Below are 15,167 nucleotides of genomic sequence, written 5' to 3'. Positions count from 1 at the left end.
TCCTGTGGGCACTGCTGCGCGACGGGAGAGAATTCACCCTCGACACACCCGTCCCGACGGCAGTCGCGGCTTGACACGATCATTGAGAGTCCTTCGATCAGGAAATTGTTCGAGTCCCAATCTGCTGCCCGGCATCGCCACCAGGAAGACCGCGCGAAGAGTGGTAGTGGCAGGGACACCCTCGGCGCCGATCACGCTTGTACCGTCGAGGAGTGAGCGACAACGAGTTGGGTCTTTTCCTGCGCACCCGCCGTGAGGCGGTGACTCCGGCCCAGGTCGGCCTGCCCACCGGACCGCGCCGCCGGACCCCTGGCCTGCGTCGCGCGGAACTGGCAACCCTGGCGGGTGTGAGCGTCGAATACATCACGCGCCTCGAGCAGGGACGCGACCGCCACCCCTCGCCGCCGGTGCTGTCCGCACTCGCCGACGCCCTCGCCTTGACGCCGAGCGAACGCATCCACCTGCACCGCCTCAGCAAGGCCGCTGATCCGGGTTTCAGCTGCATGGGCGGTGCGCAACCGCCGCGGGAGGTGCGTCCCGCGGTCCGCGCCATCCTCGATCGCCTGGAACCCGCGCCCGCGCTGGTCGTCAACCGACTGCGCGAGGTGCTCGCCTGGACCGAGGGATTCGAGCGCCTGATGGCGCCGATCGGACTGCTCGACCACGAACACCGCGCCAATCTCGCCCTGTTCGCCTTCACCGACCCGCGCGCCCGCACCGCCTATCCCGACTGGGACCACATCGCCGACGAACTGGTCGCCGCACTGAAACAAGGCCCGTTCCGCAGTGACCCGCACATCGCCGCCCTTGCCGACGAACTGACCGTCGCCGCCGGTGCCGAGTTCACCCGCCGCGTCGAATCCGTCCCCAGTCTCGCCGCCGCCACCGGAACCGCGCGCCTCACCCACCCCGAGGCGGGCAACCTGCGCCTCACCTACGAAACCCTCGAACTATCCGCCGACGACGACCAGCAGCTCATCGTCTACCTCCCCGCCGACGACGCCACCGCTGCCGCCCTCGACGCCCTCGCCGGTCGCCGTCCGGGCGGGCTGCGTGCCGTCTCCGGCTGAGGACGGCCACCCCCACACCACCGCGTGTTTCACCGTCTTCACCGCGCCCAGTAGGCTTGAGCATCGTGCATCCTGACGTCTCCGCTGACCTCGCCGAACTCGACGCCACACTCAAGACTGTCGAGTCGGTCCTCGATGTCGAGGAACTGCGTCGACGGATCGATGAGCTCGAGCACCAGGCCGCCGATCCCGATCTGTGGAACAACCAGGAGCATGCGCAGCAGGTCACCAGTGAGCTGTCGCACGCGCAGAGCGAGTTGCGCCGGGTCGAGGAACTGCGCCAGCGCCTCGACGATCTGTCCGTTCTATATGAATTGGCAGAGGAAGAGGAGGGCGAGGCCAGGGTGGCCGCGCTCGCCGACGCCGATGCCGAGCGGACCACGCTGCACAGCGATGTGGAGGCCATGGAGGTCCGCACCCTGCTCTCGGGCGAGTACGACAAGCGTGAGGCGCTGGTCAATATCCGCTCCGGCGCGGGTGGTGTGGATGCCGCCGACTGGGCCGAAATGCTGATGCGCATGTACATCCGCTGGGCGGACCGGCACAAGTACTCCGTCGAGGTCTACGACACCTCCTACGCCGAAGAGGCGGGCATCAAGAGCGCCACCTTCGCGGTGAAGTCGCCGTATGCCTACGGCACCCTCTCGGTGGAGATGGGCACGCACCGCCTGGTCCGGATCAGCCCGTTCGACAATCAGGGCCGTCGCCAGACCTCCTTCGCCGAGGTCGAGGTGCTACCCGTGGTCGAGACCACCGACCACATCGAAATTCCCGAGGGCGAGGTCCGCGTGGACGTCTACCGTTCCTCGGGTCCCGGCGGCCAGAGCGTCAACACCACCGACTCCGCGGTGCGCCTCACCCATATCCCGACCGGCATCGTCGTGACCTGTCAGAACGAGAAATCCCAGCTGCAGAACAAGATTTCGGCCATGCGGGTGCTGCAGGCCAAACTGCTGGAACGCAAGCGGCAGGAGGAGCGCGCCGAAATGGATGCGCTCAAGACAAACGAGGGCGCGTCCTGGGGCAACCAGATGCGCTCCTACGTGCTGCATCCGTACCAGATGGTCAAGGATCTGCGCACCAACTACGAAGTCAACAATCCGAGTGCCGTGCTCGACGGCGATATCGATGGTTTCATCGAATCCGGAATTCGTTGGCGAATGCGAGAGCAGGCGAGCTAGTTGGATGTACCCCAGGCTTTCTCCACGTCCACCGACTTCACCACCTGGCTGCGGTCCTCGGGTCTAGAGATCGTCCTGCTGCTCCTCGGTGCGATGCTGGTCAGCCGTTTCGCCACCTTTATCCGGGATCGGATCACCCGCAGGATCGACGCCGGATTCCGCAGCAGCGACGCGCTAGTGCGTTCCGAGGCGGCCAAACATCGACATGCGCTGGCCCAGGTGGTCACCTGGGTGGTGCTGACCGTCGTCTATGTGCTGGTCGGCATGGAAGTGCTGCGGCGGATGGGTTTCGCGGTCACCGGTCTGGTCGCACCCGCGGCCGTGCTCGGCGCCGCACTCGGTTTCGGCGCGCAGCGGATCGTGCAGGACATCCTTGCCGGATTCTTCCTGATTACCGAGCGGCAGTACGGATTTGGTGATGTGGTTCGCATCGCTGTCACTGGATCCGCGGAGCAGGCCGAGGGTACGGTCGAGGACGTCACGCTGCGGATCACCACACTGCGCAATGCCGACGGTGAGGTGATCACCGTGCCCAACGGCCAGATCGTCAAAGTGACCAATCTCTCGAAGGATTGGGCGCGCGCCGCGATCGACGTTCCGGTTGCGGCCAGCGTAGACATCACCAGGATCAACGAGATCCTGCACGAGGTCGGTACAAAGGCGTACGAGGACCGCAGATTGAAGCCGCTGCTGCTCGACGAGCCCAGTGTCATGGGCGTCGAAGATCTGACAGTGGACCAGATGAATATTCGAATGGTTGCCCGAACATTGCCGGGTAAGCAGTTCGAAGTCGGTCGCGAGTTGCGGGTGCGAGTCGCCGCGGCATTGCGCCGGGAGGGAATCAGTGAGACCACGTAGATCCACGGCGATCCTGATGGCATCATGGGTCGCCACGTTCGTGTTGTACCTGTTCGTCAAGCCCGATCAACCGATCGTGACAACGCCCGAGAAACTCAACACCGTTCCCGCAGTGCTGAATACGGCTACGCCGGGTCATTGACCATGATGTAGCTGGTGGCTGCACGACAGTTGCTGGTTACACTGGCTAGCCGTGATCGCTATGCGGAACGTGACCAAGTCGTATCAGACCTCGACGCGACCCGCGCTGGACAACGTCACCGTCGATGTGGGTAAGGGCGAATTCGTCTTCATCATCGGCCCGTCCGGTTCGGGCAAGTCGACCTTCATGCGACTGTTGCTCAAAGAAGAGGCCCCGACCGCGGGCGAGATCCGGGTCGCCGACTTCCGGGTCGACCGGCTGCCCGGGCGGAAGGTGCCGAAGTTGCGTCAGCGCATGGGTTGCGTATTCCAGGACTTCCGGCTGCTGCAGCAGAAGACCGTCGCCCAGAATGTGGCGTTCGCGCTGGAGGTGATCGGCAAGCGGCGCCAGTTCATCGACCGGACCGTGCCCGAGGTGCTGGATATGGTCGGGCTCGGCGGCAAGGCCGATCGGCTGCCGCACGAATTGTCCGGTGGTGAGCAGCAGCGCGTTGCGATCGCGCGGGCCTTCGTGAACCGTCCGCTGGTCCTGCTCGCCGATGAGCCGACCGGCAACCTCGATCCCGACACCAGCGGCGACATCATGCTGCTACTGGAGCGGATCAACCGCATCGGTACCACCGTGGTGATGGCCACACACGACAATCACATCGTCGACGCGATGCGTAAGCGAGTGGTCGAGTTGGACCGGGGCCGGCTGATCCGCGACGACGCGATCGGCGTCTACGGGGTGGGCCGGTAATGCGCGCTGGATTCCTGTTCAACGAGGTCCTCACCGGCCTGCGTCGCAATGTCACGATGACCATCGCGATGATCCTGACTACCGCGGTATCGCTGACCATGCTCGGCGGTGGTCTGCTCGCGCTGCGAATCGCGGATAAGACCCAGAACTACTTCATGGACCGGGTCGAGATCCGGCTCTACCTCTCCGATCTGGTCTCGGCGAACGATCGGGACTGTTCACTGAATCCGTGTCAGCAGCTGATGTCGGATCTGAAGAAGACCGACGGTGTGGTCTCGGTCCAGTTCATCAACAGCGACGAGGCGATGAAGGAAGCCACCGAGGTGACCTTCAAGGACCAGCCCGAAATGCTGGACATGATCAAGGACACCCGCCTGCCCGCGTCCTTGCGCGTGAAGATGACCGATGCCGATCAGTACCCGCGGATCTACCAGACGTTCAACGGTAAGGACGGGATCCAGAGCGTACTCAACGACAAGGACACCGTGGACCGCTTGGTCGGGGTGTTCGACGGCCTGCGGAATGCGGCATTCGCGTTGGCGGGCCTGCAGGCATTGGCGGCATTGCTGTTGATCGCGAATATGGTGCAGATCGCGGCGTTCAGTCGACGCGAGGAGGTCGGCATCATGCGGATGGTCGGTGCGACGCGCTGGTACACGCAGTTGCCGTTCCTCCTGGAAGCGGTGGTCGCGGCCTTGGCCGGATCGATTCTGGCGGTTGTCGGGTTGTTCCTCGCGCAGCCGTTGGTGGTGAACCGTGGACTCGGTGCGCTCTTCAACAGCAATGTCTTCCCGCATATCACCGGCGAGGACATCGCACTGGTGTCCCTGACCATCGCACCACTCGGCATCGTATTCGCCGCGATCACGGCCTACGGCACGTTGCGCTACTACGTGCGCGACTGACCTCCGGATGACGGCCTCGCATACGGTGCAACTCGTGCGAGGCCGTCAGTGGGTGTGCGACGAGCCCGCCGCGCGGCGATCGAAATTGGTTGTCCACATGTGGACAACTCGGCCGGTCACCTGGGATCCGCGCCGATGTAGGGGTTCCGTTGTCCGCCCGCGCTCGTAGGATGGGCCGCGTGGAATCCCCCGATGCTTTCGCGGCTGTTCTGACCGACGGTGCCCCGGTCGCCGAATCCGGTGCGGCACAAGAGGTTCTACGCCGGGTGTTCGGCTACGACAGCTTCCGCGGTGATCAGCGGGAGATCGTCGAACACGTGGTCGGCGGTGGGGACGCGCTGGTGCTCATGCCGACGGGCGGCGGCAAGTCGCTGTGCTATCAGGTGCCCGCGCTGGTGCGTCCCGGCGTCGGCGTGGTGGTGTCACCGCTGATCGCATTGATGCAGGATCAGGTGGACGCGCTCAGCGCGCTCGGGGTGCGCGCCGGATTCCTGAACTCGACCCAATTCCCGGATGAGCGGCGGATGGTCGAGGCACAGTTCGTCGCGGGGGAGTTGGACCTGCTGTATCTCGCGCCCGAGCGGCTGCGCCTGGAGGCGACCGCCGCCCTGCTGGATCGCGGCAAGGTGGCGCTGTTCGCCATCGACGAGGCACACTGCGTATCGCAGTGGGGCCACGACTTCCGACCCGACTATCTGGGCCTGTCGATGCTGCACGAGCGCTGGCCGGACGTGCCGCGCATCGCGCTCACCGCGACCGCGACGGCGAAGACCCGCGACGAGATCATCGAGCGCCTCGACCTCGGCGCGGCCCGGCGTTTCGTCGCCAGCTTCGACCGGCCGAATATCCAGTACCGGATCGAACCCAAGAACCGGCCGGATCGACAGCTGCTGGACTTCATCAAGACCGAGCACGCCGGAGACGCCGGCATCGTCTACTGCCTGTCGCGCAATTCGGTGGAGAAGACGGCGGCCTTCCTCACCGAGAACGGCGTCGAGGCGGTTCCGTATCACGCGGGCCTGGACTCGCGCACCCGCGCGACCAACCAGGCGCGGTTCCTGCGCGAGGACGGCCTCGTCGTGGTCGCGACGATCGCCTTCGGCATGGGCATCGATAAGCCCGACGTGCGCTTCGTTGCTCATCTCGATCTGCCCAAGTCCGTCGAGGGCTACTACCAGGAGACCGGACGAGCGGGTCGCGACGGGCTGCCGTCGACCGCGTGGATGGTCTACGGACTCGCCGACGTGGTGCAGCAGCGCAAGATGATCGACTCCTCCGACGGCGATGCCACCCACCGCAGGCAACTGCAGCTGCACCTGGACGCGATGCTCGCGCTGTGTGAAACGGTGTCCTGCAGGCGAACTCAGCTTCTGGCCTACTTCGGACAGTCGGGGCAGTCGTGCGGCAATTGCGACACCTGCCTGACCGCGCCGGAAACTTGGGACGGCACCGTCCCTGCACAGAAGGTGCTCTCGACGGTGCTGCGGCTGAAGCGGGAACGCGGACAGAGCTTCGGTGCGGGCCATATCGTCGATATCCTGCTCGGCAAATCGAATCCCAAAGTGCTGCAACATGATCACCACGAGCTGAAGGTCTTCGGCATCGGCACCGATCTGCGCGATGTCGAATGGCGCGGTGTCATAAGGCAATTGCTCGCACAGGGACTCCTCGCCGTGCACGGCGACTACGGCGTGCTCATCCTCACCGAGGCCAGCAATGAGGTGTTGTTCGACGGCCGGGAAGTGCTATTGCGTCGTGAACCGGAGCGTGCGGTCAAACCAGCCAGGACACCCAAGGCGGCGAAGGGCAAGTCCCCGGCTACCGACCTGTCTTCCGCAGACGTGCCGCTGTTCGAGAAGCTGCGTGAATGGCGGGCCGCGACGGCCAAGGAACAGGGCGTACCCGCCTACGTCGTCTTCCACGACGCGACGCTGCGGGAGATCGCCGCACGCAAGCCCGCGAGCCTGTCCGAACTCGGGACGGTCGGCGGTGTCGGTGAGAACAAACTGGCCAAGTACGGCGAAGGAGTACTCGCCGTCCTGGCCGGAGAAGTGAGCAACGCATGATCGGTCGGCGCGGGTTTCTGGCGGGCACGGCGACGGCAGCGGCAGGTGCATCGCTGGTGGGTCTATCGCCCGCCGATGCGGTTCCGGTCGCGAGCGGTGTCACCAAATTCGACTTCCCGACCGACCGCAATGTGCGGGTGCTCGTTACCGGCGATGCGGGCACCGGTACCCGCACCCAGTGGGCTGTCGCCGACGCAATGCGGGATTACCATCGCCGCCAACCGTTTTCGCTCGCCCTCGGCCTCGGTGACAATATCTACGAGAGCGGTCCGTATGGCGCCGCCGATGCCCAATTCGCGGACAAATTCGAAAACCCCAATGCGGGACTGGATTTCCCGTGGCTCATGGTGCTCGGCAACCACGACAACAGTTCGGTCCTCGGCGGCGACGGTGGTTGGCTGCTGCGCGGCAACAGTGAGGTCGAATACCACGCGAATTCGCCGCGCTGGTGGATGCCGAGCCGGTACTACTCGGTGCGGATACCCGAGCAGCAGCCGGTGGTCGAATTCTTTGTGCTGGATGTCAATCCGCTCGCCGCCTATATCCCGCCGATCTTCGATCCGTACTGGGCGGTCGACGGCCAGTTCATGAACGAGCAGCGCGTCTGGCTCGATCGCGCCATCGCCGAATCACCCGCTGAGTGGAAGATCGCCTGCACCCATCACCCGTATGTGAACAACGGTCCGCACGGTGACGCTGGTCGCTACGAGGGGCTTTCGGTGGCACCGATCAACGGCATCTATGCGAAGCAGTTCTTCGAGGACCATGTCGTCGGCAAATGCCACTTCATCCTCTCCGGGCACGATCATTCGCTGCAGGTGCTCGAGCCGACCGCGGGGTCGAAGGGCACCTGCCAGCTCGTCTCCGGCGCGGCTGCCAAAACCGTAGCGGCGGAACCGAAGCTGAATCCGGGCGGCTCCGGCAACGCCGCCCTGTTCGAGAACTATCACGAGCTCGGCTTCATGGTCATGGACCTCACCGCGAGCACCGTCGACCTCACGGTGGTCACCGTGGATCTCGCGAGCGGTGGTGCCGGTGCGGCGTTCGCGCACCGACTTGCCTGAATCGCAATGAAATTGCCCGGCATCGAACCGGTTCGGCGGCTAGCGTGCACGATATGGCATCCGGTGATGGCCCCACCGACGACGGGTCCGACCTGGGCGGCTCGCCGTCCACGGACCCTGGCGATCCGCCGCCGTATCGGCGCGGCACCCACGACCCCGCGGTGGAATCCGTCTGGCTGCGGCACCGTCCGCCGCCACCGCCGCGTCCGCGCGGCCTACCACGCATGACCACGGTCTTGCTGGTCGCGGCCTTCATCGCGGTGCTGCTGCTGTATCTCGCGGTCCGGCCAGGTGGCTAGGGCGATAGCCGCGGAATAATTCGGTTGCTGAGTCACTTAAAGTTGACCGTTATGAAGGAACAGGGGCGCAAGGTCATCGCGACCAACCGCCGGGCGCGGCACAACTACACGATCCTGGACGTCTATGAGGCTGGGATCGCGCTGGTCGGTACCGAGGTCAAGAGTCTGCGCGAGAGTAAGGCCTCGCTGGTGGACGCCTTCGCGACCGTTGACAACGGCGAGGTGTGGCTGCGCGGTCTGCACATTCCCGAGTTCAGCCACGGCACCTGGACCAACCACTCCCCGCGCCGGGTGCGCAAGTTACTGCTGCACAAGCGCGAGATCGAGCGGCTGGTCGGCAAGTCGCGCGAGGGCAACCAGACATTGGTGCCGCTGTCGATGTACTTCTCCGACGGCAAGGTCAAGGTCGAGCTCGCCCTCGCCAAGGGTAAGCAGGACTACGACAAGCGACAGGATCTGGCCAAGCGCACCGCAGAGCGCGAGGTCACCCGAGAACTGGGGCGGCGGATCAAGGGCATGCGCTGACCGCCGTTCTGTTGGCGCTGGTGGCAGCATTCGGCTACGGCGTCAGTGATTTCTTCGGTGGGGTGGCGTCCCGGCGGGTGACCGCACTGCGGGTCGTGATCGTCTCCTACCCGATCTCGACACTGTTGATACTCGGGCTGATCCCGCTGTTCGACGGCACTCCGGACACCGCATCGATGCTGTGGGGCCTCGCCGCCGGTGTGGCCAGCGGCTTCGCGGTGTGGTGGTTCTATGCCGCGCTGGCCAGCGGTCCCATGGCGGTGGTTTCGCCGCTGACGGCGGTCCTGGTCGCGGGCATTCCGGTGCTGGTCGGTCTGGTGATCGGCGAACGTCCCGGCCCGCTCGCCTTCGCGGGCATCGCCTTCGCCCTCGGCGCGGTCTACCTGGTGAGCCGGGAATCGCCCGATGACGTCACCGAGGAGATCACCGGCGGCCGCGAGCTGCGCTTCACCAGGAAGGTGGCGCTGCTCACCATCGGATCGGGTGCGGCCTTCGGCCTGGCCTTCGTCTGCCTGCACGAAACGCAGGCGAGCGCCGGGGTGTGGCCGCTGCTCGCCCAGCGCGGCGCGGCCAGTCCGATGGTCTGGTTGATCGCGCTGTCGGCTGGGGAGTTCCGCCCGCTGCACGGTGAACCGCTGCGGTTGGCGGCGTATATCGCGGTATTGGACGTGATCGCCAATGCCGCCCTGCTGTATGCCTTCCACGGATCGATGCTGTCGCTGGTGAGCGTCATCGGATCGCTGTATCCGGCGGCGACAGTGCTGTTGGCGATGGTGTTGCTCGGCGAGCGGGTCGGTCGGCTGCAGCAGGTCGGAATGGGCATGGCACTGGCGTCGGTCGCGCTGATCGCGGCGGCGTGATTGCGCGCTCGCGCCCCAGGTCAGGGGCGTGATACGTGTTGCGGGGATAATGGAATGAACAGCGGGTCACCGAGTGTTAACATGACTAGCCCGACAAGGTGTCGGGACGTACGGGGCTGAACGGTTTCGACTGCGTACGTAGATTTAGGGGAAGCGTGTCGGTGCAGGCAAGAGACCACCGTAAGCGTCGCTGCAACCAATTAAGCGCCGATTCCAATCAGCGCGAGTACGCCCTCGCTGCCTAAGTAGCAGGTCGTCTCTGTCAGTCCGGGTTCGGCCCTCGACCCGGGTACTGGCATCAGCTAGAGGGAATTACCGTCCGGCTCGGTCGCGGAGTCGGACGGGACATCCAACAGCGACTGGGATCGTCATCCGAGCTTGTTCGCGAGACCCGGAGATCCGAGTAGAGACCTAGCGAACTGCACACGGAGAAGCCCTGAAGACGCGGCGGAGGACCCGGGTTCGATTCCCGGCAGCTCCACGAAAAGGCCCGGTCCACACGGACCGGGCCTTTTGCGTTAACGGTCCCAGGACCTCGTCGCCCTAGCATTATGGCTAGCTGCCCTCGGGTGGAACCCGAAGCGACTGCTCATGTTCAGGTCGGCCGTGGTTGTCTGGGCGGTAGACGACCCGTTGAGGTAGGTATGGCTTTGGCAGCGTGGGCAGCGGGCGCAGCCTTTTCATGTGGTCTTCTTTCCGATACCTGACCAGCCTCAGCCCGACGTTCTGTCGATCCTCCTGCTCCTTGGGGAGGAAGGGTTTGAAGATGTGGCAGGAGGCATCGGATGGTCTGGTCGAATAGCAACCGCCCGCCAGCCGATAGTTGTTCGGGAAAGCATCGCCTCGCCCGACCCGCACTACTTCGAGCACGTTGCCGCAGCACTCGAATATCCCGTGTCGGGATCGGCCCCGCGGGTACGTCCCGGCCACGCGCAGCCGCTGGACTCTGCCGGGGTATCTCAGGTTGGCCGAAGACTCGTCCGGCGGCGCGCTGCCCCACGGGTATGGATCCTGCGCGCAGTCCGCCATCGCGAGCCATTCGTACATAGTTGGGATATCCCACGTGTGATCATCTCTCGGTTCGATATGGCAGCACCGGGCGATGATCTTGCTGAGTCGGTCTTCGATTGATTGGAGGACTTCGGACTGCGTGCCCGAGGCGAGAGTTTCCAGCTCGATTACATAAGGGAGCTGCAGAGTCTTGGCACTCGACATCGGGCGGGCGTACAACGTGTCCATGTCGTCCACCCTGAGCGGATACACCGTCGCATCGAACCGATGATTGCACAGGGCATTCTCGACAACCGTAACGATCGGCGGGGCGAAGCTGCGAGGCCCCGATGACGGCGTCAACAGTACTTTCCCCTGAGACGTCAGCAATTTCAGCTTCTCCAGCATTACTGGTTCGGCGTAGTTACCGATACTGCACTCATGTCTTTCCAGGGCCCCGACGATTCCCGCCAGCACCTCGTGGTCATCCGATGACAGTGCGATGAGGAATTCGAAGAAAGTGTACAGTCGACTCGACGATGTGCACGCCACAAAAGCGGCCTCACATATTTCACTCGATAGTGTCGGCGTGTAGTTTACTCCAGATCTGCACAAGTAATTTCGAAGTAGCCACCGCCAAACGTCGCGAACTCTCGACTGCGGCGCTTTCCTCCGTAAGATCTTGACGGTTTCGGCGACCAACCATTTCCTTCCACCCCACTTCTTCCCGTCACGGCCGGGACTGAGGCTGAGGTCGCATATCAGTGCGGCCCAGATATCATCCGAGTCGGTTACGCGCATCGGATTTTCGCCGTAAACGGGCTGAATATCGACGACCAATTCTGGGATATCTTCCGCCAGCGATTGCAAGAACATGGTGAGGTAATTGGCTTCCGGTGGGTCGGCGTCGGCGTCCAAGAACTGTTCGGCGACGCCTCGCTGATCATCTCGCTTCAGATAAGTAACCCACCGGCCGGTGTGTACTACAACATCCGCATCGGCCCGGCTCGCACCGTGGTCGGAACGATCGCCTGCCCGTTCCCATGCTTCGCGAAGAACTTGCAGATCCGCACCGAAATATTTGGCGACTGCCACTACGGTGGGCCAAGTCGGGCGAATGTCGCCGTTGAATACCTTCCCGACGGTCGGCGCGCTGAGATCAACTCGGCGACCGAGTTCTCGCAGGCTCAATTGTGAGGCGGGTGCTCCCCGGTGTGCCCGCATTATTTCGAAGAACTCGTCCAGCGGCTCCATGTGAGTTCCACCTGTTCACGTTTGTCGGTTCAACCCCGCCATCCTACCGCTGTGAAGGCATGTAAACCTGCGTAAAGTTTACAGAGCACCGTAAGCAAAACGACCTTGCACAGTAACATCACTCGCCTTACCGAATGTTTACAACGAGCATCTATTCCATCAGACCGCAGGCATTCGGTAGTCATGAGGAGATGGACGTCGTGACCCTATGGGTTCCTTACATCATCGTGGTCGCGGCGAGCGCACTGCTTGTGTCGACGATTCGTAACGCCACCTATCTACTGGGGCTCTGGTTGGTGCTGCGGGGTACCGACCCGGCGCACCGAGCTCGAATCCTCGCCAGCTACCAGGAGCCGTGGACGCGCCTGTCGAATACCTCGGTGGAGGTCAGGGGCGAAGGGAACCGGGCGCGACACGTCAAGTGAGGGGATGAAATCCGACAGACCAGTCACGCATCCGGCTCGCCGTAGCGGCGGCGATTTCCTTGGAACCGCCCCAGCGGCTGTAGGTGGGTGACTTGGGCCAGGGCTTCGGGAGAGTCCTGCCATCCTCTTGGCTGCCGTAGGGAGCTGGTCGATGCGGGGGAAGGCGTGGCTGGGTTGGCTGAGGTCGAGCGCTGCATAGGTCATCACAATCCGAAATGACCGCCGCGTGCCGTGAAGTCGCCGCAGATGGTTGTTCGGTTTCCTGCCACGTCCACGAAAAGGCCCGGTCCACACGGACCGGGCTTTCGTCGTTTCGGTGGATCGTTCGGAACTACACGCAGATGCCGCCGAAGTTTAGTGCGGTGACGGTGGTGTACCCGGCTGCTGGTTGGTAGTCGGGCGGGCCGTCGTAGTAGACGGCGCTGACGATGTGCTGGCCGACGGTGTCCGGAATCCAGAGGATGCTCGCGATGCCGTTGGTGACCGGCACGGTCCCGACGATATTCCCGCCCAGGCCGGGCAGGCGGCTCGTGAATTCGACGACACCGCTTTGCACCGGAGTGCCATCGGGGCGCTGCACGGTTGCCTGCGCAGTCTGCCCACAGCCAACCGCCGCGACACTGTTCGCACCGAGTGCCGGGCCGACCATCGCCACTGACAGTGTCGGGGCGATCATCGCATTCGCTTGGGGTGCCAAGGTTGTCGGTACTGCCAGACACGCAGCCGCCAGCGCCACACCGGCCGCGCCGCGCGAGAGTCCGCCCATTATGCCCGCCTTTCGCTGTGCCGACCGAGCCGCTCATGACCCGGGCGTAGGTCGTCGCACGGTACCTGAGACGCGGATCACGTCGACGCAGGCCGCGCCGAGAACCTTCGGAAAGGTCGGAGCATCGCCCGGGCTGACGGGTTGCCCGGCATTCCCGCCCGAAGCCGTGGCGCACGGAGTTAGTGTTGCTCCGCGCTACATAGCCACGTTCCAGCAAACCTCGGACGGAGCGTTATGGGACACAGGACAGGCATCGCCGCGTGCGTTGCGGCCGGGCTGTTGATCGTCACGGGTTGCGGAACGTCGACGGACACCACCAGAACTTCCATGCAATCGACCGCGTCGGGCGCCGAGCCCGCATACGTCGCCGCTATCCGGCCGGTGATAACCACCCTGATGAAGGACAATGCCATTCCGGGCGCTGTGGTGGTCGTCAAATCGCCTGAGCAAGGCGATTGGGCCGCGGCATTCGGTACCCGAGCAATCGACACGAGCGAGCCGATCAAAGTCGACGACTACTTTCGCGTCGGCAGCAATACCAAGACGATGACGTCGACGGTCATCCTGCAGTTGGCGCAGGATGGCAAGCTCTCGCTCGACGACCCCATCGACAAGTATTGGCCCGGCGTGCCGAACGGTGATCGGATCACGATTGCTCAGCTGAACGAAATGCGAAGCGGGCTATACAGTTACACCCTCGACCCGCAGTTCAACGCCGCGCTCGACAACGAGCCGCAGAAGGTATATACGCCGGAGGAATTGCTGGCCATCGCGTTCGCGCACCCGGTGAACTTCCAACCCGGAGAAAAGTTCGAGTACAGCAATACCAACTTCATCCTGCTCGGCCTGGTCATCGAGAAGCTCACGAAAATGACTGCCGCCGAAAGCTTTCAGAAGCGCATCTTCGAACCGCTGGCCCTCGGGCACACCTCACTGCCTGCGCCCACGGACTCCTCGATTCCGGATCCGCATCCCCAGGGCTATGCCTTCGGCACCAACGTTTCCACCATCGACACGTACGCACTTCCTCCCGCGGAACAGGCCGCGGCCGTCGCGGGCACCCTGAAACCGAGCAACCAAACAAATATCAACGTGTCCTGGGCGTGGACCGCCGGTGGTGCGATCTCGACCGCCGCCGATATGGCGAAGTATGTGAAGGCGCTCGTCGGCGGTGGCCTGCTCGATGGGAAGATGCAGAAGACTCGGTTGGACAGCATTCAGCCTATCGATCCCGCCGATCCGGACCAAGCCGGATACGGCCTCGGCATCGTGCGATTCGGTACCCACCTCATCGGACACGACGGTCAGCTCCCGGGTTTCATGACCTTCATGGGCCATGACCCGGCATCGGACCTGACGATCGTGGTCGCCACGAACCTTGCGACGGTTCCGTCGGGTGAGGGGTCCGCCCTGGTGCTGGTCAAAGGCATGCTGCCGACCTTCTACGGTGCCGATGCCCTGCCGGGGAAGGATGTGGCGACCACCGGCGCGAGTCCGACCGGCACCACCGAGACAACTACGCCCGGTCGATGACATGAAGGTGATGTCGGATGGATGAGACCGACGTGACGCCGTGAGCTTCGATGTTCGGCTGTTCTCGTTGCTCGGCCGACGCCGTAGGCGAAGAACTTTTCTTTGGTGAGTGGGCCCAGACCTGCTGTAGCGGGCGCCGTCATCTCCTTGAATGTTTTGGTGGGCAGCAGCTTTCCGTCGGCGAGAGCGTGCACCCATAGCGCCACGTCGGGAACCGTGCTGTTCATCTTGCCGCTGTGCAGGAATGGGCCGAATGCGGCTGCGCTGAGGTCGAGTTCGGTCATTTTGCCGCGGACGATGTCCACGATTCGCGCGGCTTCGGGGCTGTCTGTTTGCGGCACAGCCGAGTCCTGTGCTCCGTGGTCGTGATCCGGTCCGCACGAGACGGCAGCGACGGCGATCGTGACGGTGGAAACCGCGTGAGCGGAATTTACGCGCGGCCGACCCGCCCGGAAGATAATGCGACGTAGCAGGCACACGAGGAGGAA

General features: G+C 63.9%; 15 protein-coding genes and 1 other RNA gene. 14 read left to right on the top strand and 2 right to left on the bottom strand.

Annotated elements, in window-relative coordinates:
* Nucleotides 1–212: 212 nt before the first annotated feature.
* From ACZ60G_RS41395 to ssrA, 12 genes are all read left to right on the top strand, one after another.
* On the top strand, nucleotides 213–1,070 hold the full coding sequence (locus ACZ60G_RS41395) for a helix-turn-helix transcriptional regulator (protein WP_465817490.1): 858 nt from the start codon (nucleotides 213–215) through the stop codon (nucleotides 1,068–1,070).
* A 65-nt stretch (nucleotides 1,071–1,135) separates the two neighbouring features.
* The gene (gene prfB, locus ACZ60G_RS41390; protein ID WP_465817488.1) at nucleotides 1,136–2,251 is read left to right on the top strand and encodes a peptide chain release factor 2; all 1,116 of its coding nucleotides are present in this window, start codon (nucleotides 1,136–1,138) and stop codon (nucleotides 2,249–2,251) included.
* On the top strand, nucleotides 2,252–3,109 hold the full coding sequence (locus tag ACZ60G_RS41385) for a mechanosensitive ion channel family protein (RefSeq protein WP_387289794.1): 858 nt from the start codon (nucleotides 2,252–2,254) through the stop codon (nucleotides 3,107–3,109). It begins immediately after the preceding gene.
* Between the two features lie 16 nt (nucleotides 3,110–3,125).
* Complete coding sequence (locus tag ACZ60G_RS41380; RefSeq protein WP_387289793.1) at nucleotides 3,126–3,251, top strand: hypothetical protein; 126 nt, start codon at nucleotides 3,126–3,128, stop codon at nucleotides 3,249–3,251.
* Between the two features lie 60 nt (nucleotides 3,252–3,311).
* Complete coding sequence (ftsE, locus tag ACZ60G_RS41375; RefSeq protein WP_387290087.1) at nucleotides 3,312–3,992, top strand: cell division ATP-binding protein FtsE; 681 nt, start codon at nucleotides 3,312–3,314, stop codon at nucleotides 3,990–3,992.
* Complete coding sequence (ftsX, locus tag ACZ60G_RS41370) at nucleotides 3,992–4,897, top strand: permease-like cell division protein FtsX (RefSeq protein WP_465817486.1); 906 nt, start codon at nucleotides 3,992–3,994, stop codon at nucleotides 4,895–4,897. The genes ftsE and ftsX overlap by 1 nt, the downstream gene beginning before the upstream one ends.
* Before the next feature lie 179 nt (nucleotides 4,898–5,076).
* Nucleotides 5,077–6,963, top strand: coding sequence for a DNA helicase RecQ (gene recQ / locus ACZ60G_RS41365; RefSeq protein WP_465817484.1), 1,887 nt, complete (start codon nucleotides 5,077–5,079; stop codon nucleotides 6,961–6,963).
* Nucleotides 6,960–8,027 carry a metallophosphoesterase gene (locus tag ACZ60G_RS41360; RefSeq protein ID WP_465817482.1) on the top strand — a complete coding sequence of 356 codons (1,068 nt, stop codon included), beginning with the start codon at nucleotides 6,960–6,962 and terminating at the stop codon, nucleotides 8,025–8,027. The genes recQ and ACZ60G_RS41360 overlap by 4 nt, the downstream gene beginning before the upstream one ends.
* A 53-nt stretch (nucleotides 8,028–8,080) precedes the next feature.
* On the top strand, nucleotides 8,081–8,326 hold the full coding sequence (locus ACZ60G_RS41355; protein ID WP_387289787.1) for a hypothetical protein: 246 nt from the start codon (nucleotides 8,081–8,083) through the stop codon (nucleotides 8,324–8,326).
* Between the two features lie 51 nt (nucleotides 8,327–8,377).
* Nucleotides 8,378–8,851 carry an SsrA-binding protein SmpB gene (gene smpB / locus ACZ60G_RS41350; RefSeq protein ID WP_465817480.1) on the top strand — a complete coding sequence of 158 codons (474 nt, stop codon included), beginning with the start codon at nucleotides 8,378–8,380 and terminating at the stop codon, nucleotides 8,849–8,851.
* Nucleotides 8,848–9,711, top strand: coding sequence for a DMT family transporter (locus ACZ60G_RS41345; protein WP_465817495.1), 864 nt, complete (start codon nucleotides 8,848–8,850; stop codon nucleotides 9,709–9,711). The genes smpB and ACZ60G_RS41345 overlap by 4 nt, the downstream gene beginning before the upstream one ends.
* 112 nt (nucleotides 9,712–9,823) lie before the next feature.
* Nucleotides 9,824–10,195: a transfer-messenger RNA gene (gene ssrA, locus ACZ60G_RS41340) on the top strand.
* Nucleotides 10,196–10,266: 71 nt separating this feature from the next.
* Here the strand turns inward: ssrA and ACZ60G_RS41335 are convergent.
* Complete coding sequence (locus ACZ60G_RS41335) at nucleotides 10,267–11,955, bottom strand: helix-turn-helix domain-containing protein (RefSeq protein ID WP_465817478.1); 1,689 nt, start codon at nucleotides 11,953–11,955, stop codon at nucleotides 10,267–10,269.
* 200 nt (nucleotides 11,956–12,155) lie between these two features.
* Between ACZ60G_RS41335 and ACZ60G_RS41330 the strand changes: the two genes are divergently transcribed.
* Entirely contained in the window at nucleotides 12,156–12,380 is a 225-nt protein-coding gene (locus tag ACZ60G_RS41330; protein WP_465817476.1) for a hypothetical protein, read from the top strand.
* A gap of 331 nt (nucleotides 12,381–12,711) precedes the next feature.
* On the opposite strand, the gene ACZ60G_RS41325 is transcribed toward ACZ60G_RS41330, so the two are convergent.
* Nucleotides 12,712–13,146, bottom strand: coding sequence for a hypothetical protein (locus ACZ60G_RS41325; RefSeq protein WP_465817474.1), 435 nt, complete (start codon nucleotides 13,144–13,146; stop codon nucleotides 12,712–12,714).
* 234 nt (nucleotides 13,147–13,380) lie between these two features.
* Here ACZ60G_RS41325 and ACZ60G_RS41320 point away from each other — a divergent pair, with 234 nt between their 5' ends.
* A complete protein-coding gene (locus ACZ60G_RS41320; RefSeq protein ID WP_465817472.1) occupies nucleotides 13,381–14,679 on the top strand; it encodes a serine hydrolase domain-containing protein in 1,299 nt (432 codons plus the stop codon).
* The last annotated feature ends 488 nt before the right edge of the window (nucleotides 14,680–15,167 follow it).

The organism is Nocardia sp. NPDC102475 (genome assembly GCF_055584605.1).
The sequence above is the reverse complement of the archived record's forward strand: the minus strand, read 5'-3'. Positions and strand labels throughout refer to the sequence as shown.

Excerpts from the sequence above, each read along its gene's own strand:
- ACZ60G_RS41380 (WP_387289793.1), top strand. The coding sequence starts at position 3,126 with ATGGCATCATGGGTCGCCACGTTCGTGTTGTACCTGTTCGTCAAGCCC.
- ftsE (WP_387290087.1), top strand. The coding sequence starts at position 3,312 with ATGCGGAACGTGACCAAGTCGTATCAGACCTCGACGCGACCCGCGCTG.
- ftsX (WP_465817486.1), top strand. The coding sequence starts at position 3,992 with ATGCGCGCTGGATTCCTGTTCAACGAGGTCCTCACCGGCCTGCGTCGC.
- ACZ60G_RS41360 (WP_465817482.1), top strand. The coding sequence starts at position 6,960 with ATGATCGGTCGGCGCGGGTTTCTGGCGGGCACGGCGACGGCAGCGGCA.
- ACZ60G_RS41355 (WP_387289787.1), top strand. The coding sequence starts at position 8,081 with ATGGCATCCGGTGATGGCCCCACCGACGACGGGTCCGACCTGGGCGGC.
- smpB (WP_465817480.1), top strand. The coding sequence starts at position 8,378 with ATGAAGGAACAGGGGCGCAAGGTCATCGCGACCAACCGCCGGGCGCGG.
- ACZ60G_RS41335 (WP_465817478.1), bottom strand. The coding sequence starts at position 11,955 with ATGGAGCCGCTGGACGAGTTCTTCGAAATAATGCGGGCACACCGGGGA.
- ACZ60G_RS41325 (WP_465817474.1), bottom strand. The coding sequence starts at position 13,146 with ATGGGCGGACTCTCGCGCGGCGCGGCCGGTGTGGCGCTGGCGGCTGCG.
- ACZ60G_RS41320 (WP_465817472.1), top strand. The coding sequence starts at position 13,381 with ATGGGACACAGGACAGGCATCGCCGCGTGCGTTGCGGCCGGGCTGTTG.